The organism is Bradyrhizobium sp. WYCCWR 13022 (genome assembly GCF_030435535.1).
Classification (GTDB): Bacteria; Pseudomonadota; Alphaproteobacteria; order Rhizobiales; family Xanthobacteraceae; genus Bradyrhizobium.
This window is the reverse complement of the sequence record NZ_JAUIZJ010000023.1, coordinates 221,243-242,396: the sequence shown is the minus strand read 5'-3', so window position 1 is coordinate 242,396 and position 21,154 is coordinate 221,243. Positions and strand designations below refer to the sequence as shown.

At 64.9% G+C, this 21,154-nt stretch carries 20 protein-coding genes; 6 read left to right on the top strand and 14 right to left on the bottom strand.

The annotated features are described in order from the left end of the window. Nucleotides 1-208 precede the first annotated feature (208 nt). Nucleotides 209-373, top strand: a complete 165-nt coding sequence (locus tag QY049_RS28165; RefSeq protein ID WP_194479315.1) for a hypothetical protein — start codon at nt 209-211, stop codon at nt 371-373. A 5-nt stretch (nt 374-378) separates the two neighbouring features. Here the strand turns inward: QY049_RS28165 and QY049_RS28160 are convergent, their stop codons facing one another. Both QY049_RS28160 and QY049_RS28155 read right to left on the bottom strand, forming a co-directional pair. Then, complete coding sequence (locus QY049_RS28160; RefSeq protein ID WP_194479316.1) at nt 379-1,059, bottom strand: GntR family transcriptional regulator; 681 nt, start codon at nt 1,057-1,059, stop codon at nt 379-381. Nucleotides 1,060-1,067: 8 nt separating this feature from the next. Then, nucleotides 1,068-2,480: an FAD-binding oxidoreductase gene (locus QY049_RS28155; protein ID WP_258764877.1), complete on the bottom strand. Its 1,413-nt coding sequence runs from the start codon at nt 2,478-2,480 to the stop codon at nt 1,068-1,070. A gap of 177 nt (nt 2,481-2,657) precedes the next feature. On the opposite strand from QY049_RS28155, the gene QY049_RS28150 reads away from it, so the two are divergent. Next, entirely contained in the window at nt 2,658-3,542 is an 885-nt protein-coding gene (locus QY049_RS28150) for a dihydrodipicolinate synthase family protein (RefSeq protein ID WP_194479318.1), read from the top strand. 7 nt (nt 3,543-3,549) lie between these two features. Here the strand turns inward: QY049_RS28150 and QY049_RS28145 are convergent, their stop codons facing one another. Genes QY049_RS28145 through QY049_RS28135 form a run of 3 tightly spaced genes read right to left on the bottom strand, consistent with a single transcriptional unit; the run spans nt 3,550 to nt 5,601 of the window. Continuing rightward, nucleotides 3,550-4,779 (bottom strand): MFS transporter, encoded by a 1,230-nt coding sequence (locus QY049_RS28145; protein ID WP_194479319.1) that lies wholly within the window; start codon nt 4,777-4,779, stop codon nt 3,550-3,552. Continuing rightward, nucleotides 4,776-5,105: a hypothetical protein gene (locus tag QY049_RS28140; RefSeq protein ID WP_258764878.1), complete on the bottom strand. Its 330-nt coding sequence runs from the start codon at nt 5,103-5,105 to the stop codon at nt 4,776-4,778. The genes QY049_RS28145 and QY049_RS28140 overlap by 4 nt, the downstream gene beginning before the upstream one ends. A 43-nt stretch (nt 5,106-5,148) precedes the next feature. After that, the gene (locus tag QY049_RS28135) at nt 5,149-5,601 is read right to left on the bottom strand and encodes a MarR family winged helix-turn-helix transcriptional regulator (protein WP_194479321.1); all 453 of its coding nucleotides are present in this window, start codon (nt 5,599-5,601) and stop codon (nt 5,149-5,151) included. 363 nt (nt 5,602-5,964) lie between these two features. Here QY049_RS28135 and QY049_RS28130 point away from each other — a divergent pair, with 363 nt between their 5' ends. From QY049_RS28130 to QY049_RS28115, 4 genes are all read left to right on the top strand, one after another. Further along, nucleotides 5,965-8,289 (top strand): TonB-dependent siderophore receptor, encoded by a 2,325-nt coding sequence (locus QY049_RS28130; protein ID WP_258764881.1) that lies wholly within the window; start codon nt 5,965-5,967, stop codon nt 8,287-8,289. After that, nucleotides 8,289-9,464, top strand: a complete 1,176-nt coding sequence (locus QY049_RS28125; protein WP_258764882.1) for a PepSY domain-containing protein — start codon at nt 8,289-8,291, stop codon at nt 9,462-9,464. The genes QY049_RS28130 and QY049_RS28125 overlap by 1 nt, the downstream gene beginning before the upstream one ends. A 77-nt stretch (nt 9,465-9,541) precedes the next feature. Continuing rightward, nucleotides 9,542-10,774 (top strand): rhodanese-like domain-containing protein, encoded by a 1,233-nt coding sequence (locus QY049_RS28120; RefSeq protein WP_258764883.1) that lies wholly within the window; start codon nt 9,542-9,544, stop codon nt 10,772-10,774. A 245-nt stretch (nt 10,775-11,019) separates the two neighbouring features. Further along, complete coding sequence (locus tag QY049_RS28115) at nt 11,020-12,078, top strand: radical SAM protein (RefSeq protein ID WP_258764884.1); 1,059 nt, start codon at nt 11,020-11,022, stop codon at nt 12,076-12,078. Here the strand turns inward: QY049_RS28115 and QY049_RS28110 are convergent. From QY049_RS28110 to QY049_RS28070, 9 genes are read right to left on the bottom strand one after another with little or no spacing between them, the layout of a single operon-like run. After that, the gene (locus tag QY049_RS28110) at nt 12,075-12,953 is read right to left on the bottom strand and encodes an NAD(P)-dependent oxidoreductase (protein ID WP_301270224.1); all 879 of its coding nucleotides are present in this window, start codon (nt 12,951-12,953) and stop codon (nt 12,075-12,077) included. The genes QY049_RS28115 and QY049_RS28110 overlap by 4 nt on opposite strands. Nucleotides 12,954-12,962: 9 nt before the next feature. Continuing rightward, entirely contained in the window at nt 12,963-13,874 is a 912-nt protein-coding gene (locus QY049_RS28105; protein WP_258764887.1) for a transketolase family protein, read from the bottom strand. Next, a complete protein-coding gene (locus QY049_RS28100) occupies nt 13,871-14,686 on the bottom strand; it encodes a transketolase (RefSeq protein ID WP_194479328.1) in 816 nt (271 codons plus the stop codon). The genes QY049_RS28105 and QY049_RS28100 overlap by 4 nt, the downstream gene beginning before the upstream one ends. Nucleotides 14,687-14,701: 15 nt before the next feature. After that, a complete protein-coding gene (locus tag QY049_RS28095; protein ID WP_258764889.1) occupies nt 14,702-15,358 on the bottom strand; it encodes a class I SAM-dependent methyltransferase in 657 nt (218 codons plus the stop codon). Nucleotides 15,359-15,377: 19 nt separating this feature from the next. After that, nucleotides 15,378-16,652, bottom strand: coding sequence for a nucleotide sugar dehydrogenase (locus QY049_RS28090; protein WP_258764893.1), 1,275 nt, complete (start codon nt 16,650-16,652; stop codon nt 15,378-15,380). Beyond that, on the bottom strand, nt 16,649-17,578 hold the full coding sequence (locus tag QY049_RS28085) for a Gfo/Idh/MocA family protein (RefSeq protein ID WP_258764894.1): 930 nt from the start codon (nt 17,576-17,578) through the stop codon (nt 16,649-16,651). The genes QY049_RS28090 and QY049_RS28085 overlap by 4 nt, the downstream gene beginning before the upstream one ends. 7 nt (nt 17,579-17,585) lie before the next feature. Continuing rightward, entirely contained in the window at nt 17,586-19,145 is a 1,560-nt protein-coding gene (locus QY049_RS28080) for a PfkB family carbohydrate kinase (RefSeq protein WP_194479332.1), read from the bottom strand. After that, nucleotides 19,142-20,152, bottom strand: a complete 1,011-nt coding sequence (locus QY049_RS28075) for an NAD-dependent epimerase/dehydratase family protein (RefSeq protein WP_258764895.1) — start codon at nt 20,150-20,152, stop codon at nt 19,142-19,144. The genes QY049_RS28080 and QY049_RS28075 overlap by 4 nt, the downstream gene beginning before the upstream one ends. Further along, nucleotides 20,149-21,141, bottom strand: coding sequence for an NAD(P)-dependent oxidoreductase (locus QY049_RS28070; RefSeq protein ID WP_194479334.1), 993 nt, complete (start codon nt 21,139-21,141; stop codon nt 20,149-20,151). Before QY049_RS28070 ends, QY049_RS28075 begins: the two co-directional genes overlap by 4 nt. Between the last annotated feature and the right edge of the window lie 13 nt (nt 21,142-21,154).

Sequence of the window (21,154 nt, the reverse complement as noted above, 5' to 3'; positions counted from 1 at the left end):
GTTCGGGCGCATCTGGGTCCGCAAACGCCTACCGGACCTCGGCCCCCTGCTTCCCGGCTTCTTCCGTCGGAGGTGCCGCTGTGCAATTCCAGGAACCATCCGCAACGGCGCACATTCTGACCTCAGGGATCGTGGCGGACCGGCTTGCGCGCGCCGGTGCCCAGGATCCGGATGGCCTCGATATTCGCCTCGGGCGATTGGGGGAGCGGTGAGTACAGTCATTGAGAATCTGCTGCTGCGAAAGCAGAAGCTGGTGCAAGAGCTCGAGAGGGCGCAGTCTGTCGAGGACCGCGACAAGATCGAGCACCAGCTCGAGCAGATCAATACCGCGCTGGATTTTCTGGACAGGCCGGGATCGAGAGACGCGCGGTAGAGCCGCTAGTCGACCTTCAGCGTGTCCACCTTCAAGGCCTTGGCGTACACAACGCCTGAATTGGTGATGTGTGTGGTCATCGCCGCTTCGAATGCCGCAAACTCGCCGCGCGCAAACAAATCGAGCAGCTTGCGATGCTCGTCGAACGACGAACGGGTACGCACGTCGATCGGGGAGGTCAGATTGGTACGCAGTGCCGCCACGCGCCCCGAGACGAGCTGGTAGGATTCGGCGAGATAGCGATTGCCGCAATGCGCGAACAGGCCCTCGTGAAAGGCTGCGTCGGCACGGCCGTAGGCGATGTTGTCCTTGGCCTCGACCGCCGGCTCCATCGCCGCGATCGCTCCGCTCAGCGTCGCGATCGTGCCGTCGCGGTCGTGGCGAAAGGCGAGCTCCGCCGCCTTGGGTTCGAGCGCAATACGAAACGTACACAGCGCGGCGATGTCCTCGGCGCTGGGCGTGAACACGAAACTGCCGACCTGCGGCCGGATCACCACGAGCCCCTGTGCCTGCAATTGGCCCATCGCCTCGCGCACGGGCGTGCGGCTGACGCCGAAGGAATTGGCCACCATCTCCTCGGAGATGGCGGCGCCCAGCGCGAACTCGCCGTCGATGATGGCCTGCCGCAGCCGCAGCATCACCCGCTGCGACAGCGATTTCGGCGCATCGAGCTTCAGCGATCGCATGGATGCCCTCAGATCACCTTGCCGGGGTTGAGCAGATGGTCGGGATCGAGCGCGGCCTTCAACGTCCGCATCAAGGCGATCTCGGGCTCGCTGCGGGCATGTCCAAGCCACTTCTTCTTCAGTGTGCCGATGCCGTGCTCGGCCGAGACGCTGCCGCCCAGCTCGCGCACGAGGCCATAGATGATCGCGTCCATCTCCTCCTTGGGCTGCTGCTCGACCGATAGGCCCGTGACCCAGGAGACGAGGTGCAGATTGCCGTCGCCGATATGGCCGTAATAGACGCTCTCGCAGCCCTTGATGCCATCAGCGAGCGCCGCCTTGCAGCGCGTGGCGAACTCGTCCATCCGCGCCACCGCAAGGCCGATGTCATAGGAAATGTGCGGTCCCAGCACCTGGCCGAACTCGGCGCAGATGTCACGCACGCGCCAGAACGCCTGCGCCTGCGCCAGCGATTGCGCCACCGCGGCGTCAGCGAGCAGCCCGCGCTCCATCAGCTCTTCGAGCCAGGCCTGGAAACGCGGCGCATCGACGCTCTCGTCGGTGCCCTGTGCCTCGACCAGCACGTAGAGACCCTGGCCGGCGGCGACCGGCGGCTTCACGCCGGCGCGCGCGGTGATCACGTCCCAATAGTCCGGCCACATCACCTCGAACGCCGACAGCAGCGGACCCAGCCCGCTGCGGGCGGCACCGAGCAGGTCGATCACCGCCGCATAATCCTTCAGCGCGCAGAGCGCGGCCATGGTCGAGCGCGGCTTCGGAAACAGTTTTAGCACCACGCGGGTGATGATGCCGAGCGTGCCTTCCGAACCGATGAAGAGATGCTTCAGATCGTAGCCGGCGTTGTTCTTCATCAGCTTGTTGAGGGCGGTGATGATGGTGCCGTCAGGCAGTACGACTTCGAGGCCGAGCACCAGCTCGCGCGTCATGCCGTAGCGGATCACGCGGTTGCCGCCGGCATTGGTGGAGAGATTGCCGCCGATCGCGCAGGAGCCGCGCGAGCCGAGATCGAGCGGAAAGAAGAAGCCGGCTTCGTCCGCGGCCTTCTGGATCGTCTCCAGCGGCGTACCGGCTTTGACCGTCATCGTCATCGAGGCGCGATCGATCTCCTCGATGCCGGTCATGCGCTCCAGCGAGATCGCGACCCAGCCCGCCTCGGGCGCGGCGCCGCGGCAGAGCCCGGTCAGGCCGCCCTGCGGCACGAAGGGCAAGCGCGCCTCCCGGCAGGTCAGGACCGCATCGGCAACGCCCTGCGCGTCGAGCGGTCGGATCACCGCGAGCGGCGTCTGCGGCAGGCTCGCACTCCAGTCGTTGCAATTGCGTGCGGGCACGTCGCCGCCGGTCAGCACGGCCGCAGTGCCGAGCTTGTCCCGCAAGGCGACGAGCAATGGTTCCGGATGCCCGACGGGGGTCACCATGTTCATGCAAGACCTCCTCGAAATTCGGCTGCGCTCCATGCGCGCAATGACGGCGGAAAGGATTTGCGTCGATCTTGTATGTAAGGTACAAGATGAAAAGTAAAGCAAAAAACAAGGCTCGATAGGCTGTCTCGGTTCGCTGGAGACCGGGGCTTATTCGTGAGCCGCAACATGGGTGGTGCTATGACGGAGGCGATTCGCGGGTTCTGGGTGGCGTCGGCGACGCCGCTGGCGACGGATGGCAGCGTGGACGCCGCCAAGCTGGCTGGTCACGCGAAACACCTCTTCGGCAAGGGCGTCGATGGCGTCGTGCTGTTCGGCACCACCGGCGAGGGGACCTCCTTCAATGTCGCCGAACGCGTCGCGACCACCGAAGCCGTGCTCAAGGCCGGCGTGCCGGCGGAGCGCATCGGCATTGGCGGCGGTTTCCCTGCTGTCAGCGACAGCATCGCGCTGACGCGCGCCGTGCTCGGCCTAGGTCTGCGCCACGTGCTGGCTCTGCCGCCCTACTTCGATCGCGGCGTCACGCCTGAAGGCATCGAGGATGCATTCGCGGCGATCATCGACGGTGTCGCCGACGATCGTCTGCGCGCCTATCTCTATCATATCCCGCAAGTCTCGGGCGTCGCGATCCCGACGGCGGTCGCCGCGAACTTGCGCAAGCGATACGGCAAGGTGGTCGCGGGCCTGAAGGACTCCAGCGGCGACTTCAAGCAATTCCAGGCGTTCCGCGCGGCGGCTCCCGAACTCGCGATCACCGTCGGCAACGAAACCGACATTGCGCGCGCGATCGCCGGCGGCGGTGCCGGCACCATCTGCGGCATGGCCAACATCACGCCGGAACTGGTCAAGGCGATGATCGACGGCAAGGATGTCGAAGCACGCATGCAGGCTGCGGTCGACATCGTGGTGAAGTCACCGTCCTTCCTCGCGACGCTCAAGGCCATTCTCGCCGCGCAGACCGGCGACGCCGGCTGGTTACGCGTACGGCCGCCGCTGCGCGCGTTGGCTGACGGAGCTGCGCTCAAGGCGAAGCTGGACGAACTGACCAGCCCTGCGATCGCCTAGACGCGTTTCATTCGCCGTGAACCTCCGCGCTGCGCGCCGACATGGCGCGGATTGCGACGAGCGCAGCCGCAAAGCCGGCCGCCGCACCCACGCCGAGCGCCCAGCGCGGGCCCAGATTGTCCGCCACCCATCCGACGATCGGTGCGCCGATCGGCGTCCCGCCCAGGGCGACGCCGAGTCGCAATGCCATCACGCGTCCTCTCATGCGAGCTTCGGTGGAGAGTTGCATCATGGCGTTGGAGGTGTTGGTGACCGTTAGCGCGGCGACGCCGATCAGGACCAGGGTGCCTGCAAACAGCCAATAGCTGGGCGCGAGCGCGGCCAGTGTGCATCCGGCGCCAAAGGTTGCGGCTCCCATCAACAACGAGATGAACCGCGGCTGGGCGCGCCCTGCGGCCAACAGCGCGCCCGAGATCGTCCCGACCGCCATCGTCGAGGACAAGAGGCCGAAGCCGCGCGCGTCGGTGTGGAAGACGCTGACTGCCATGGTCGAGATGAAGATCGGAAAATTCAGCCCGAACGTGCCGATCAGGAACAGCATGATCATGATTGCCCTGAGATCGCTGCGCGACCAGACGTAACGAAAGCCCTCGGTCATGCCGCCCGGTGCCCGGTGCGCCCGTGCGTTGGGGCGAAGCTCCGAGGTGCGCAGCAAGGCGAGCGAGCAGAGCACGGCCATGAAGGATGCGGCGTTGAGCAGGAAAGCCCAGCCCGTACCGATCGAGGCGATGACCATCCCTGCGATCGCTGGTCCGACCATCCGCGCGGCATTGAACGACGTTGAGTTCAGCGCGATCGCATTGGAAAGCTCGCCGTCGCCTACGAGTTCGGCCACGAAGGTCTGGCGTACCGGGGCATCGAAGGCTGCAGCGCAGCCGAACAGGAAGGCGAATGCATAGACGTGCCAGAGCTGCACAATTCCGCTGACCGTGAGGAGGCCGAGGACAAGCGCGAGCACGCCCATCGTCGCCTGGGTCGCGACCAGAAGCCGTCGCTGGTTGAAATGATCGGCCGCAAAACCGGTCCATGGCATCAGCAGGAGCTGCGGCCCGAACTGGAGCGCCATCACGATGCCCACGGCTGAAGCGTTGTGCCGGGTCAGCTCGGTGAGAACGAGCCAGTCCTGCGCGGCACGCTGCATCCAAGTCCCGGTGTTGGACACCAGCGCGCCCGCAGCCCAGACACGGTAATTGTAGTTCCGCAGTGAGCGAAATGTGCCGGGTGTCGCCACGCTCACGACCCCGCCGGCGAGTTGCCGCCGTGGAATTGGCCGAATCGCCGCGCGAGAAAGAGGCTCAAGAGCATCGCGCCGAGCCCGAACGCAACGACATCCTCGGTGTTCAGCAAGGCGAACTCTCCGACACGGCAGACGAGGAGATAGGCAACGATCACGTTGAGGGAGCCCCACAGCACGTTGATCGTCGACGAGGATAACCCTTCGCCCCGCGGCGTTGCGAACGGGGTCTGGAACGGCTCCCCGCGCTGGCCGCTCACGAGATGTGGAATGGCGTTCGCAAGAAATGCGCCGCCCCAAAAATAGGAAACGAGATGAAGCAAGTGCATGCCTGCGCGCTCCGTGTTGCCAGTGGATCGACGATCGCCCGAGTCAGTCGTCGACGAGCCGCTTGAGCAGCGAGACGGCGGCGGTCAATTCGTCCTGTTCCCGTGGTGACAGCCGCGCCGAAATGGTGCGGGAGAGCCAGTCCTGACGGGCGGCGCGACCCACGCGAATCCGCTCACGGCACGCTTTGGTCAGCGAGAGAATGGTCTGGCGACCGTCCTCCGGATCGGGGGCGCCACTGACCAGGCCCGCAGTCAGAAGCGCGGCCACCGCGCTGCTCATCGATTGCGGACGCATCTTTTCGGATCGCGCCAGGCTCGACACCGTGGCTGGGCCACCCTTTTCCAGCCGCAGCAAGATCGACACCTGGGATGGCGTCAAATCCGAAGGGCCGGCCTGCTCGCGCAACCGGCGCTTGAGTTTGCCGACCAGCGAACGGAGCTCTTCCGCGAGCGTGCCAGCGCGCGTGGACGGGCGATGGTCCGACGAATTGATCATGGCGGACCGAATGACATATATGAAGGTAATCTGTAAAGGCTATCTGCGTAGGTGGCCTGAACAAAATGACGTGAGCGCCGCGGCGGTGAAGGTATGGAGCTCGCGCGCGGCGGAGCCGTCGTGCGGCATGGCGTCGCGCCGATGCCGTATGGTCAGCATCGACAATGAGCAGATGCGCTTATTGTCGGGCGTGTTCCGACGACGACGTTGCTGTTCCTGTTCACGAAAGCGTCGCAACTCGATCGCGCCTGCTCTTAGAACGATTCAACACTAGAGCTATTCAAGTCCACACACGGTTCTCTTTACTCGCAGCCGCTGGTAGATGCGCCAACGTCGATACTGTGACTTGGAAGTGAATCGAAAGTGCGTGCCCTTGTGGATGGCCCTCGCGCCAGAGGTCATCGAAATCGCGCCGGCAGGAGCCGTGCAAGTCTTCTCATCGGGGCGGCCGTGCTGCTCGCCGAATACCCACTGAGCATCACCGTCGCGCAGGCGCAAACGGCGCTGCCGCCGGTGAATGTGGATGCACCGACCCAGCGGCCGAAACCGTCGCGCGCTTCGCGGCAGTCTCAACGAAGGACACAGGCGGTTCTGCGCCGCAGCCCAACGGCTGTTCCACCCGCAGCCCCGACACTGTCCGAACGGGCTGCGGCAGACGCGGTGGCACAACAGGCAGCAAGGCTCGGCTATCGCGCGATGCCGAGCGCGTCCACGCTGCGTTCGGGCGCATCGCCGCTCGATACCTCGCAATCCGTCAACGTCGTGCCGGCGCAGGTCCTCAAGGACCAGTTGCCGCGCAACATCGACGATGCACTGGTCAACATCAGCGGCATCACCCAAACCAATACGCTCGCAGGCACTCAGGACGCGGTGATCCGCCGCGGCTTCGGCGACAACCGCGACGGCTCGATCATGCGCAACGGCATGCCTTTGGTGCAAGGGCGCAGCCTGAACGCCGCGGTCGACAGCGTGGAGGTGCTGAAAGGGCCGGCTTCGCTGCTCTACGGCATCATGGACCCCGGCGGCATCGTCAACACCATCAGCAAGCGTCCCGAGCTTTACCAGCATGGCTCGGTCACGCTGCTCGGCTCGAGCTACGCGAATAACCGTAACGGCGCCGACGGCACACTTGACGTCACCGGTCCGATCGGCGACGGCGGTCTCGCCTATCGCTTCATCGGCTACGGCGTAAGCGAGGATTATTGGCGCGATTTCGGCCGCCATCGCGAAATGCTGGTGAACCCGTCGCTCGCCTGGTACGGCGAGACCACGACGGTCCAGCTCACCTATGAGCACCGCGAGTTCATCTATCCGTTCGACCGCGGCACGGCCTTCGTGAACGGCGCGCCGTTGGCGATCCCGAAGACACGGCGGCTCGACGAGCCCTTCAACAATATGTGGGGCACGTCCGACCTGGTGCAGGGCTCGGTCGAGCAGAAGCTCGATGACACCTGGAAGGTCACGGCGGCCTACAGCTACAACACCGAGACCTATAGCGCCAACCAGCTCCGGATCACCGGCGTCAATGCCGCGACCGGTGTCGAGACCCGCAGCAACGACGGCACCCACAATTCGCTGAGCAACGTCAGCTACGGCACTTCCTATATGCAGGGCGACGTCTGGACCGGCGGCTTCCGCAACGAGATCCTGTTCGGCGGCGAGGCGATGTATCGCACGATCGATCGCCGCGATCTCATCCGCCAGGCGACGGCGAGCTTCAACTTCTACAATCCGGTCTACGGGCTAGTTACGCCGGGCACGACCGTCTCGGCAACCGACAGCGAGCAGACCGACAAGCTCGGCACCCGCGGCTTCTTCGCCCAGGACACGTTCCATTTGACCAGCTGGCTGTCGGCGGTCGGCGGCGTGCGCTGGATGGAATACGAGCAACTCGCCGGAAAAGGCCGGCCTGTCTTCGTCACCAATACCAACTTGTCGGGCGACAAGGTGCTGCCGCTCGGCGGCGTCATCGTCAAGCTGAACGAAGAACTCTCCTATTACGTAAGCTATACGCAGTCGTTGAAGCCGACCTCGACCATCGCGGCATTCACCAGCGGCTTTGTCGTCGACTCCACTATCGCACCCGAGGAGGGAACGCAGTGGGAGACCGGCTTGAAGTTCGACGTCAACAAGCGGCTGTCGGGCACGTTGGCGATCTACGACATCCAGAAGAAGAACGTGCTGGTACTGGATGATGTGGGCGGCGGCAAGTCAATGGGTCGGGCCTCGGGCGCGGCGCGATCGCGCGGTGTCGAGCTGGACGTCACAGGACGGCTGACTGACGAATGGAGCATGATCGGCAGCTATGGCTATACCGATGCGCGGCTGATCAACGATCCCGCATACGGCAACGCAAAGCTGCTGAACGCCGCGATGAACACGGCGTCGCTCTACCTCGTCTACGATTTCGGCGAGCGGCTTCCTGGTCGCCTACGGCTCGGCGGCGGCGCACACTATGTCGGCGACCGGCCGGGCGACTCCGCCAACACGTTCTTCCTGCCGGCCTATACTGTCGCGGATATCTTCGCGACCTACGACACCAAGGTCGACAAGGTGCCCGTGACCTATCAGTTCAACGTCAAGAACCTGTTCGACAAGGTCTACTACACGTCCACGACTGGCAACGCCCTGAACGTCGCGATGGGCGATGGTCGGCGTATCTCCTTGTCGGCAACGGTGAAGTTCTAGTGTCCGGGCCAACGATCAAGTCGGCCCTGCTCCAGGTCCATTCCATTGCGGGCCTCGTGCTCGCACTGCTGCTCTGCCTGATCGCGCTGACCGGCGTGATCATGAGCTTTGAGGACGAGATCGTCGATCATCTGAATGCCGCCATCGTGCAGGTCGCGCCACGGACGACGGCGGCGCTCTTGCCGGACGAACTGGTGTCGCGCCTAAAGGCCGTGCCGGATGCCGGCAAGGTCGCGGCCATCATGCTGTCGAGCGATCCGTCAGCCGCCGTGCACGTCCGCTTCGCGCGTGACGAGCAAGGCGGGCGGCCGTCGTCGGTCTATGTCGACCCCTATGACGGCCACGTGCTTGGTGTCCCGCGCGGCGAGGAGTTTTTTACGACCGTGCGCAGGCTGCATCGCTGGCTGCTCATCCCCGGCGATGCCAAAGGTTGGGGCCGCCAGATCACAGGCGTCGCCGCGCTGGGCCTGATCGTGATGTTCATCTCGGGTCTCGTGCTACGCTGGCCGCGCCGGGCGAGCAGCGCGAAGATGTGGCTGAAGCCGAATCTCGCGCTCAGCGGCCGTGGCCTGCATCGTTCGTTGCATGCCGTCATCGGCACCTGGGTGTTGCCGATCTATCTGGTCATGACGCTCACCGGGCTCTGGTACTCGTTCGACTGGTACAAGGACGGCGTGGTCTGGCTGCTGGCACGGCCCCACGTTGCGGCCGCGAAGATGCAGCCGAAGCAGCCGCGTCCGTCTGGCCGCGTCGAGCCGGCTCAACCGGTCGGGTTCGATCGCGCGTGGTCGACCCTGTTGCGCGAGGAGAGCGGCGGCTTTGCCAGGGCGCAGCTGATGCTCCCGGCCGGCCTGGGCACTGTGATGCGGATCCGGTCGTGGCCGAAGGATTCCACGCTGGAAAGCGTACGCGACGAATTCCGCATCGATGCCGCGACCGGCCAGGTGATCTCCGCGGAGCGCTATGCCGACAAGACGCTGGGCGAGAAAGTCATCGCGAGCGTGCTCGACATCCACCGCGGCGCGGTTCTGGGCTTTCCCGGCAAACTAGCGTTCATGATTGCCGCGGCGCTGATGCCGCTGTTCGCGATCACCGGGGTGTTCTTGTATCTGTCCCGTCGCAAGCTGCAGCGTCCAGCGCCGCCGACGCTTGGGAGGCTGGTTCCGGGTGAGTGATCCTCAACCGGAGTGGCTAGCCAAGTGCGCCACAATCGTTCAAAAGCCCATGGCCTGTCCTCACCAGGATTGATGCCATGAAGCTTTCGACCGTCACCCCCGCCGATATCCGCCGTGCGCTGCTGCTCGGCGAGGAAATTGCACTGCTCGACCTTCGGCACGAGGCGGCCTTCGCCACCGGCCATCCGCTGTTTGCGGCCAACATGGCCGCGGAGCGGATCGCGATCGAGGCAGCGGTGAGGCTGCCCCGCAGCGACGTGCCGGTCGTGCTCTTTGATGACGGCGAGGGGCTGGTGGGAGTGGGCGCCGAACGCCTGGCAGCGCTCGGCTACGGCAATGTCCGTGCGCTCGACGGCGGGCTGAAGGCCTGGCGCGCGGCCGGTTACGAGGTGTTCGAGGACGTCAATTCCTACTCGAAGGCGTTCGGCGAACTGGTCGAGGCACGTCGCCACACTCCGTCGTTCAGTGCCGACGAAGTGGCAAAGCTGATCGCGGACAAGGCCAACATCGCCATCCTCGATGTCCGCCGCTTCGACGAATACGCGACCATGAACATTCCGGGCTCGGTCAGCGTGCCCGGTGCGGAGCTGGTGCTGCGGGCCGGCCAGGCCGCGCCAGATCCAGACACCACCATCATCGTCAATTGCGCCGGCCGCACCCGCTCGATCATCGGGACCCAGTCGCTGATCAATGCCGGCGTGCCCAACAAGGTGCGGGCGCTCCGCAATGGCACGATCGGCTGGACGCTGGCGCGGCACACGCTCGATCACGGTGCTGACACGCGCGGCGCGATCGGCTCGTTCGAAGGCGGTCCGGCCAATGCCCGCGACGTCGCCTATCGCGCCGGCGTCCGCCATATCGGCGCGAACGAGATGGCGGCGCTGGTCGGCGAGACCAGCCGCACGCTCTATCGCTTCGATGTACGCGACGCCGAGGAATATACGGCCGGCCATCTCCCGGGCTTCCGCCACTATCCCGGCGGCCAGCTCGTGCAGGAGACCGACATGGCCGCCCCGGTGCGCGGCGCGCGCATTGTCCTGACCGACGACAAGGGCGTGCGCGCCGACATGACGGCGTCCTGGCTCGCGCAGATGGGCTGGGAGGTCTATGTGCTCGAAGGCGGCTATGCCGGCACGCTCGATGTCGGCCCGCCCCTCGTGCTGCCGAAGCCGGACCCCGCGCATCGCTACCGCCGGCCCTATGAAGGAACCGATATCGCCGAGCGTGCGATGCAGGCCTATCTCGACTGGGAATATGGCCTGGTCGACCAACTCCGCCGCGACGGCACACACGGGTTCTATGTGATCTGAAGTGGCGGTGCTGATCCACCGGAGTTGTACGGAGCAGCCGGGCCAGGCCTTGCCACGCCGGACGAATGATGGTCGATTTTAAGTGCGAATCAGTTTTGCGTTCTGCCCAGACATCCCGGGCCCCGGGATCCTCGCCGCGACGGACGCAAATGGCTCACGACGCCGAAACGATCGAACGACCAGCCTCGATACAGGGGGCCGCAAACGCCGCTTTCCTGCGCAACCTGCCGGCGCCGGAGCCGTCAATGGGGTCGGCCGCCTACGCCGCCCAGCGCGAGCGCGCACTCGCCTTCGATCCGCGCCGGCGCGCCAACTACGAGAAATATCTGCGCGCGCGGGCGGATCGCAAGATCGTCGACTATCTGCCGATCAAGCTCGACATCGAGAATGTCAGCCGCTGCAATTTCCGCTGCACCATGTGCCAGGTCAGCGACTGGCACAAAGGCCAGCGTGCCGCCGACATGTCGCTCGAGAGCTTCAAGGCGCTGCTCGACCGGCAATACGGCCTGATCGAGATCAAGCTGCAGGGCATGGGCGAGCCTCTGATGCAGGGCGATGCCTATCTCGCCATGCTGCGCCATGCGCGCGAGCGCGAGATCTGGGTGCGCACCACGACGAATGCGTCGCTGCTGCATTTGCGCGAGAACTATCGCCGGTTGATCGACGCCGATCCGAACGAGGTGCAGATCTCGATCGACGGCGCCGACGAGGCCACGTTCGAGAGCATCCGCCGTGGTTCGGTGTTCTCGCGCGTCATCGCCAATTGCAAGCTGATCAACGCCTATTCCCGCGAGCGCGGCGTCGATCGCACCAAGATGTGGGTGGTGGTGCAGCAGTCGAACCGGCACCAGCTGCCTGATTTCGTCGAGCTTGCGGCCGAGGCCGGCTTCACAAGTCTCGCCTTCTCGCTCGACCTCACCAATTGGGGCCAGGACAAATGGGGTGAGGCGCTGCGCGACATCGTCGCGGAGGATGCCTTCACCGAAGAGCTCTGTAACAGGTTGATGGCGCGCGGCCGCGAACTCGGCGTGCGCGTGGCGTTCTGGAACGTGACCGACAAATATAGCTGGCGCAAGACCGACAAGCTCTGCCCTTGGCCGTTCGAGCGGCTCTATGTCTCCTCCGATATGCGCACCGTTCCATGCTGCACCATCGCCAATCCTGAAGTTGTCGATCTCGGCAACGCCGAGGATCTCGTCGCGATCTGGCATGGCGAGACCTATGAGACCTTCCGCAGGGATCATCGCGAGGGCCGCATTCCCGAAGTCTGCAAGGGATGTTATCGCGAGGATGATCGCGCCTAGCCGGCGATCTCGCGGCCGTAGCGATTGATCATTGCGCCGATCTCCATCGGCTGGTAGCCGTAGCGCGCGATCGCATGCGCGCTCGAGAGCGTGAACGACGTGTTGGTCGGGGTGATCCCTTCGATTTTGGCTGACACCCCCAGCGCCAATGCAAGGCGCTCGATGGCTTCGTGGACCGTCAGCGATCCCGCGGCGCCGAGCACCGCTGAGTCGAAGCCACTCCAGGGCTCGCGGGTCAGTGCGGCCTGGACCAGTGCTGCAATGTCGTCGATATGAGCTGCGTTGTTGTAGAGCCGGTCGAGATGGAAGGCGCGTATCGGTTCGCCCGCTCGCAGCCGCGACGCCACGCCAGAGAGCCAGTTCCGATGCGCGCCCGGGCCAACGATTCCCGGCAGGCGCAGTGCCAGCGTGGAAAATTCGGCCGAGAGTTCGGCGAGCCGTTGCTCGACGATGAGCTTCGTTGCGCCATAGACGTCCGGATCGCGCACCGGTGTGGTTTCGTCGACGACGTCCTGCTCGATCCGGCCGTAGTAGGAGAGCGACGAGAAGAAAATGCAGCGATTGGTACCCCAGCGTTGGGCGGCCTCGATCAACGCAAAGCTCGCATCAATGTTGTCTCGAACCAGCGTTGCGACGCCGATGCCCGGGGCCGGCGATGTAGCAGCAATGTGCACGATGGCGTCGAACGGACCGACGAGCCGGCCCGCGTCGATTAGGTCGGTCTGGACTAGTTCCAGGCGCTTGACGTCACGCAAAGGGGCCAAAAAGCCGGTGTCGCGGCGATAAGTGCCGACGACATCGTGGCCGTTGCTCGCGAGCCGGCGCGCCACCGTGCCGCCCGAGAAACCGGAGACGCCGGTGACGAGCACGCGCATCGTCCGCCCTCAGCCGATCTTGGCCAGGATCCGTTCGGGCGACAGGCCGTGTGCCGCGAGCAGATCACTGGTCGAGCCGTAATTGTGGATGAAAGCATCTTGCAGCGTGAATGTATCGAGCCGGCAGGTGGCGCGGACGTCCCACGCGATCTGCTTCACCTGGGATGCGAGTCCGCCCTGGGGCGCGTGCTCCTCAATGACAACGACATGGCGGTGCTGCTGCAAGGACGCCGTGACGCCGTCGCGATCGAGCGGCTTGAGTGTATGCGCGGAGACCAGTGAGACCGAGCGTCCCTGCGCCGCCAGCTTGTCGGCGATCTCAACCGCCATTGCCGTGATCACGCCATAGGTGAGGATGCAGACGTCGCTGCCGCGTCGCAGGTAACGCAATTTGCCGAACTGCCAGCGCTCCGCGTTCGCCGTCAGCACGGGCTCGCCGGCCTTGCCGATGCGCAGGTAGACCGGACCGTTCTTCTGCTGCGCACACCAGCGCGTGGCCTCGATGCATTCGAGGGGATCGCAGGGCGCGAGCACCTGCATGTTGGGCAGCGCGGAGGCAATCGCGATGTCCTCCTGGGTGTGATGCGTGCCGCCCAGGGTCGAATAGATCACGCCCGCGCCCATGCCGACCACGGTGACCGGCAGGTTCTGGTAGCAGAGATCGTCACGGATCATCTCGAATGGACGATAGAGGCTGAAGGTCGCAATCGTGTAGGCGAAGGGCTGGCAGCCCTTTAGCGCCAGGCCGGCGGCGATGCCGATCATCGACTGCTCGGCGACGCCGACATTGATGAAGCGTTCAGGGTACTCGCTGGAGAATTTCCCCATGCTGCCGGCCGGCGAGATGTCGGCGACGACGATATAGACGTCGGGATTGGCGGTCGCTTCCGCGTACAGCGTCTCGGAAAAGGTGTTTCTCACGCCTGTGTCTCCAACTCGCGGATCGCCTGGGCATATTCGTCCTTGTTGGGCGCGCGGTAATGCCAGATCGGCGCGTTCTCCATGTAGCTGACGCCCTTGCCCTTGGTCGTGCGCGCCACCACCATCAGCGGCCGGTCGCCCTTGCGCAATGATACGGCCCGGAAGATCGCTGCAGAATCGTGGCCATCTATCTCGGCAGTCTCCCAGCCGAACGCGTCAAACTTCGCAGTCAACGGGTAAAGCGAGGGATGGGTCTCGGAGGTGCGTCCGAGGCTTTGAAAGTCGTTGTTGTCGATGAAGGCGACGATGTTGGTCAGCTTCAGCGAGGACGCCATCAGCACGGCCTCCCAGGTCGATCCCTCCTGGGTCTCGCCGTCGCTGAGCACCGTGTAGATCATCCCGTCGCGACGCTTGCCGCGTTCGGCCAGCGCCATGCCCACCACCATCGACAGCCCGTGGCCGAGCGAACCGGTCGAGGCCTCGATGCCGGGATTGCCGTAATCCGGATGCACGCCGAGGCGGCCGTGCGGCGTGCAATAGGCGTCGAGGTCGGCCCGCGAGAGGACGCCGAGCTCCTCCAGCACGACATACTGGATCATGCAGCCATGGCCTTTCGACATCAGGAATGTGTCGGGCGAGGACAGGCCGGGCTTGCGCATCAGCGCGTTGTAGATGGCATCGACGATCTCGGTGCAGGAGAAGGCGCCGCCGATGTGGAGCGCCGAGACGCGCTGCGAAATATCGAGGATGCGCCGGCGGTAGCGCTGGCAGCGCGTACGCGCCGCTCTTGCATCGAAGCTGGCTTGGGTCATGACAGCGTCCTCGTCCTACTCGATGATCGTCCAGAAATAATCGCCGGTATAGCCGGCTTCATTGAACAGCGCGATCCAGCCTTCGGGATAGTCGTGGAAGCGGGCAGTGAGCACCCACTCCTCGAGGACCGCCTTCTGCTCAGGCGTGCGATAGGAATCGACCTGCACGAACGCACGTCCGCCCGAGACGCGCTGGATTTCCTGCAGCGCCTGGATACATCCGGTGCGGTCGAGATTGTGAATGGTGTTGAGCGAGATCGCACACTTGAAGCTGTTGTCGGGGAACGGCAGTTCCAGCGCGTTGCCGAGATGCAGGCGGCCGATCGTCTCCGCCTCGCAATGCATCAGCGCGTAGCGGGAAATGTCGAGGCCGAACGCTTCCAGCCCCGGACAGGCGATCATGAAATCCTTGACCAGAAAACCCTTGGCGCAGCCGATGTCGAGCACGCGGTCCCCGGGCTTCAGCGAGAAGTGCTCGATGAAATCGCGCGCCACCGGCACCCAGCGTCCGTCATAGCGATAGCCGCCATAGCCATACTCGCGCGGACCGTCGAAATAGGTCTCGCCATATTCACGGGAAATGCGGATGTGCTCCTCGGTCTTGGCGGTGGCGCGCGCGGAGAGATTGCGCTTGCCGCGCGGCAGTTTGGAGAGGAGATTCACTTCAGGCATAGGCATCATCCAGTTCGTGTCACGACGCTCGCGCGCCGAGCGTGCGATAATCAAGCCCGGCCGCGCGCGCGGCCGTGGCATCGAGCACGCGATAGGGATCGAGGACCAGCCGACCACGCATGAGGAGCGCTAGATCGGCGGGCGCGAGGTCACGGAATTCCGGCCAGGGTGTCATGATCGCGAGCGCATCGACGTCGCGCGCCGCTTCGAGCGCGTTCGATGCGGCCGTCAGGTTCGGGTGCCGCGCGGCGGAGGCGGGCACCGCGGGGTCGAACGCGCGCATGGGACACACCGCGAGCTGTGCGATCAGCGCCAGCGCCGCCGAGTTCTTCACCGAATGCGTGTTTTCCTTGTAGGCGAGGCCAAGCACGCCGATCCGGGCCTGCGGCGACGTTGCCAGCAGCGCTTCGTTCAGCTCGCGCAGCGCCCAGTCCTTGCGATGGATGCTGTTGGCGACGATGGCGCGGATCATGCCGGCATCAGTGCCGTGCTGGTCCGACAGCCGCATCACGGTGGCGAGATCGCGCTCGATATTGCCGCCGGCGAGCCCAAGACCCGGCGCGAGATAGGCATAGGGGCCGATGCGCGCGTCGAGCTTCAACGCAGGCCCAATCTCGGACCAGTCCGCGCCGACGCGTTCGCAAAGTTCGGCGAGCGTGTTGGCGGTGGTGACGGACGCCGCCAGCGCGCAGTTGATGGAGATCTTTGCAAGCTCGGCGCTCTCCAGCCGCATCGACAGCAGCGGGCAGCCGAAGGATTCGAGAAAGGTTTGCCAGGCGGGCGGCAATGGGGCGTCCGGATCGAGGCAGCCGAGAATGAAGCGCTCAGGCTTTGTGGCGCGCTCGACCGCGCGGGCGAACACCAGCGTCTCGACCTGGTACAGGATAGTCCGGCCGGGACGCTGTCTTGCCCGTGTAAAACCCGGCGGCACCTGGCTGAGGATGACGATAGTGGCATCGTCGCGCGTATTCGCGAGCACGATGTCGAGCAGAGTGTCGATGCCGCTGAGATCGCTGACGCCGAAGCCATCGGTCGGCACATCAGGTGCGACATAGACGAGATCGCAGGCGCGCAGCGCTGCCGCATCCGCAGAGAAATTGATGCGGTCACGATGAGAACGCAGGAGATCGTCGAGGCCGGGCTCGCGGACCGGCAGTTCGCCGGCGGTGATGCGAGCAATCAGGGATGCATCTGCATCGACGCCGAGCGTCGCAAAACCCTGGGCGGCTGCTGCGATCGCCGAGCAAAGGCCCAGATGGGTCATTCCGGCATAAGCGATGCGGGGACGGGTCATGCAGCGTTCCCCGCCTGAATCTCGCGGCCGAGCCGAGTTAGCGCGCGATGCAGCCAGATGTCATTCGAGAGATCGGTTTCCGTGCGTGCCTCGCAGAGCTGCTTGAAATGCGCATATTCCAGTGCCCAGGTTGGATCGTCCTGCACCAGGATCTGGCTCTCCTCCGGCGGCCGGCCACTCGGCAGCACGCGGGTGCGGTGAATAAAACTGCTCGGACCCCATTTGCACAGCGATTCGATATGCGCGGAGCCATGCTCGGCGAAGACGTCACAGGTGAAATAGTTGCGCCAGGACAGCAGCGTCATTTCGAGCTCGATCTGCGGGCGCCCCTCGGCGGCGATCACCACGTGATCCGGCGCGCGGTTCTCGAACCGTTCAGCCGAGACGATGCGAAAGCCGTCGGCGACGTCGCCGAACCAGAAGCGTACAGTGTCGAGCAGATGCGAGCCGAGATCGCCGAGCACGCCGTCGCCGGTGTCGCGCCAGGCCGAGTTGCGCACCAGGCGCGCGGTGCCGTTACCGTAGAACATGCGGCAGCGATAGACCGAGCCGAGCCGGCCGGATAGCAGCAGGTCGCGCATCCGCACGAAATGCGGCTCGAAGCGGTGATTGTAGGCGGTGACGCACAGCGCACCGGTCCGGCGGGCGAGCGCTTCGAGCGCGCGAAAATCGTCGCCGTTTGCGGCAAACAGCGGCTTCTCCACCAGCACGTGCTTGCCGCGCTCGAGCAGATGGCGCAGCAGCCCGATTTTGGGGGAATCAGGTGTGCAGACGATGGCCGCATCGAAGCGATCGATGGGGACGTCTTCGAGGCGGCGCCAATTGGCCTCCGGCGCAACCGGATCGACGATCCCGACCGCGTCCTCGCCCGCCACCTTGAAGCGCTTGTGGCCCTGAATCCCGTACCCGACAACGATGACTTTCATCGCGGCCTCAGCGGTACTGCGCCTGCCGCTCAAGACGGTCGATCTTGTCGAGGATGTCGTTCGGGGCGGTCGGGACGTTGCCCTGGTGCTCGCAGGCAACTGCGGCCGAGAGCGAGCCGAGCACGGCGGCGATCACGGCGTTGCCGGTGAGGTACATCGCGGGTGCGGCATAGGCGAGCAGCGCGTCGCCGGAGCCGACGGCATCGACGACGTTGTCGGCGAAGCTGTCGACGGCGAAGAAGGAGCGGACGTCCTCGTCGCTCTTGGGCTCGCCGCGGAAGGCCATCAGGCCGCGCGGACCCAGCTTGAGCAGCAGCGTCTTGCAGTGCGCCTGGCGGTACAACTCGGTGCCGAGCGGGCGCACCACCGAGTCCTGGTCGCCGAGCGCGAACCGCGCCTCGCGCTCGTTCGGCGTGATCAGGTCGAACCCCTGGAACTCGAGGATGTTGCCCCAGCGGCTCGCGACCTGCGAGTCGGCAACCCGGAAGGCGGTCTTCGGGATCGCCTTGACCAGATGCGGAATGGTCTCGCGGTTGAAGATGCCGTGGCGAAAATCCGTGAACACGACGATGTCGGCCGGCACCGACGCGATGCGATCGATCAACGTGCGGCGAATGCGCTCGGGGATCGGGCTGTTGTCGACGCGGTCGACCTTGAGCAGGTGGTGGCCGGCCGCGACGATGACGTCCTTGTTGGTCGTCGGCCGGTTCGGGTCGACGACTGCGTGGAAATCGATGTTGGTGGCCCCGAGGTCCTGCTTGACGAACTCCGCGGTTGCGTCATCGCCGAGCACGGTAGAGAAGGTCACTTGCGTGCCGGCGCTGGCGAGATGCTTGGCGACGATGCCGGCGCCGCCGACGAAATCCTGTTTCTCCTCGAAGCGCACGCTCATGGTCGGCGTCTTGGTGCCGCCGCCGATCACGGCGCAGCGCGTATAGGTGTCGACGATGGTGTCGCCGATCACGTGGACGCGCAGATCGTGGAAGCGGTCGAGCACGCCGCGCAGGCTGTCGAAATCGAGATGCTCGGCATAGAGCAGCGTCAGCAGCTTCTCGGTCGCGATCGAGGGCGGCGCCGTCTCGATGATGTGCGAGGACGAGAACACGATGTCGCCTGGCGTGAAGATCAGCTCGCCGCCATAGGCCTCGACCGCCTCCTTCTCTTCGGCGGTGCGCGGATGCAGCCCGGCCGCGGTGTATTCGTAACCCTTGGCGAAGATGTCGGGCTCGATCAGGCGGATGTTGTCGATCGGCGTCGGCTTCGGATCGATCATCACGTAGTCGACCGCTTCGAGCGCGGCGAGGTTGAAGGCGCGGAGCTCCTGCGGCACGAAGGGGCGGAAATTCGCCTTCAGGATATGCGCGTCCGCCGTCAGGCTCGCGATCAGGATGTCGCCCTTGCTCTTGGCGTAGAGCAGGTGGCGGACATGGCCGGGATGGACGACGTCGAACGTGCCGTGGCACATGATGACTTTGCGGACGCGCGGGCGGCGGCCGATCAGCGCGGCGATCTCGGCCGCGCTCTTCAGCTTGTGGCTCACCATGCGATGCGTCGCATCGTCCATCATGCCGGCGCTCCCTTGGTCGCCAGGGCGTTGAACCACGCCGAGGTCGCCGCGGCAATGCTATCAGGGTTCCACAGCGGCGCATCGCGCCAATAGTCGATCTCGGCGAGGATACGGCGGACGCCTTCCTCGAAGCTCACCTTTGGCTCCCAGCCGAGCTCGCGGCGGATCTTTGCAATGTTGGCGAAGGTGCTATCAGGTTCGCCCGGGCGCTTGGGGATATGGATCACGGGGCCGCCGAGCAAGGCGACCAGATGGTTGACCGATTGCGGATTGCCGGCGCCAAGGTTCCAGATCTCACCCGTCAGCCCGGTCTCGCCGGCGCGCAGGAACGCCTCGGCGACGTCGCTGGCATAGACGAAATCACGCGTCTGGGTGCCGTCGCCGACCACGGTGAAAGGCTTGCCGGCGAGCTTCTGCCGCAAGAATACGCCGAACACCGCGCCATAGGCGCCCGAGGTGCGCGAGCGCGTGCCATAGGCGTTGAAGATGCGGATGACGTTGACCGGCAGCTTGTACACGGTGTGCCAGTGCAGCACCGCCTGCTCACCCTGGTATTTGCTCAGTGCGTACGGATATTGCGGCGAGATCGGATGGTCCTCGCGGGTCGGCGTCGCCGCCAATCCATAGCAGGAGGACGATGCCGCATAGACGAACTTGCGCACCTGGGCCTGGCGTGCGCATTCCAGCACCTGCGCGGTGCCCTGCACATTCACCGACATGTAGTCGAGCGGGGACTCGATCGACGGCACGATGTCGCCGATGCCGGCGAAGTGAAACACGCTGACAACATCGCGAAACAGCGCGCCGCCCGGTTGTGCATCACGGATGTCGCCGCGCTCGAAGGCGAGATCGGTATTGCCGGCATGCGCGGCGAGGTTGGCCTCGCGGCCGCCGATGAGATTGTCGATCACGCGCACCCGGTAGCCACGCGCCAGCAACAGCTCGACCATGTGGCTGCCGATGAAGCCGGCGCCACCTGTCACCAGTGCAGTCGGACGCGCACTCATCGGGCCCCGAGCTTCTTCATTGTGCGGACGTTGTAATACCAGTCGTCGTCAAAGCTGTTCGGTAGGAGGTGATTGACGAAGGCGCGGGCGAGGTCGCGCATCGCGTCCTCGATCGACCGTGCCGGCGCGTAGCCGAGCACGCGGCGGATCTTGTCGGAATTGACGTGGTAGGAGCGGTTATCGTCCGACGGCGTGGTGACGATGCCGATGTCGCGGCGGCCGTTCGTCTCGACGACGGATTTCACCATGCTGGCAAGATCGGCGATCGAGTGGTTCTCGAAGCCGATATTGAAGGTCTCGCCGTGGATCTTGTCGTGCGGCGCGGTCAGCATCAGCCTGTAAGCGTCGACCATGTCCTCGATATGCAGGTTGGGCCGCATCTGCTTGCCGCCGAACACGGTGATGACGCCCTTGTTCACGGCGTGGTTGGTCAGGATGTTGACGGAGAGATCGAGCCGGGTTCGCGGGCTGTAGCCGCAGATCGTCGCCGGGCGCACCGTCACGCAGGTGAAATCATCGGCCTTGTGCTTCCACAGTAGCGGCTCGCACATGCCCTTGAACTTGTTGTAGAGCGTCAGCGGCACCAGGGGGTGTTCTTCGGTCACGTCGGGCGCGTCGCTGACACCATAGACCGAGCTGGTCGAGCAATAGACGAAGCGCTTCACGCCGGCCTTGCGCGCCGCGACCACCAGCGGCTCGAAGCAATCGTAGTTGATGGTCTTGGAGAGGTTCTCGTCGAGCTCGAAGCTGGCATCGTTGGAGATGCAGGCGAGATGCAACACGGCATCCTGGCCCTTGAGATACGTAGCGAGCTTGGTGGTGTCTCGGATGTCGCCCTGCTCGACGCGCAGGTTCGGATGGTTCGGCAGCCGCGAGCCGAAGAACAGGAGGTCGTAGACGGTGACGTTGTAGCCGTCGGCGAGCAGGCGCGGGACCAGGACATGGCCGACATATCCGGCGCCGCCGGTGACGAGGACGTTCTTGAGCATTGCAATCCGGTGT